Here is a 905-nt window from a genome sequence, read left to right on the forward strand (position 1 = left end):
CAAGTATCCCATTACTTCGGAGCGCCGCGGAGCGAAGCCGGATGACCTGGCAATTTCAGTTTCTTGCCAGTGTCGGTGACCTGCGTCCCGTTTATCCTCATGATCGACATGTTGCTATCGAGGAAGTTTCCGATATAGGCGTAGTTGCCGTCCGGCGAAAAGGCGACACCCTCGGCAAGCCCGCCGACCTCGATCTCGTCGCTTACTTTCGTCACCTTCTTGTCATCAATCTTCAGCACCACGGCCGCGCCTCCTTTGCGTGAGAAGAACGCTTTCTTATCGGAGTTGCCGCCGACGAGAATCGCAAGCGCTAAGTCGCCCTTTGGGCTAATGGCAAAACCTTCCGGCGCATCACCCACGACGATGTGGTCGATGACGCGCGGCGGATTTTGCTCAAGGTCGATGACACTCACCGTATCGACATTGCCATCGGCGTACCCGCCTCCCCCGTTGTTGGCGACGGGCGCGATCTTGCCATTCGGTACGATGTCGACGTTATACGGGAAAACACCGGTCGGCATATCGTACTTCTCGTAGAGGACCTTTTGACCGTCGATCTTCAAGAACGCGACCTTGTTGACGACCGGCTTAACAGCCAGTCCCTTGGTGCCGTCCGCCGAGATTGCGACATGCGCGACGCTATCGCCCATCGCAATCGTGTCTGTGACCTTCACCTCCTTGCCGGAGATGCTGAGGACGCTGACCGAATTGTCGGCGCGATTCGTGACGAGTGCCAGGTCACCTTTCTTGCTGATATCAAGCCCCGATGGCTGCTTGCCGACGTTGACGGTGCCGATCTGCTTAGGCGGGCTCGCCTTCAAGTCGAAGATGTAGACTTTGTCGTCCGGCACCGGCTTCCAGTTCTCGCCATCCTTTATCTGCGTCACTGAGTTAGCGACCAGCGC

Annotated in this window: 1 protein-coding gene; it reads right to left on the bottom strand. The window is 57.3% G+C overall.

Annotated elements, in window-relative coordinates:
- Positions 1–11 precede the first annotated feature (11 nt).
- Positions 12–905 (bottom strand): YncE family protein (locus CWO91_RS43565; protein WP_165406088.1); only part of this gene is annotated, 894 nt, incomplete at its 5' end.

Origin of the sequence: Bradyrhizobium genosp. SA-3 (genome assembly GCF_004212635.1) — a bacterium.
Taxonomy (GTDB): Bacteria; Pseudomonadota; Alphaproteobacteria; order Rhizobiales; family Xanthobacteraceae; genus Bradyrhizobium.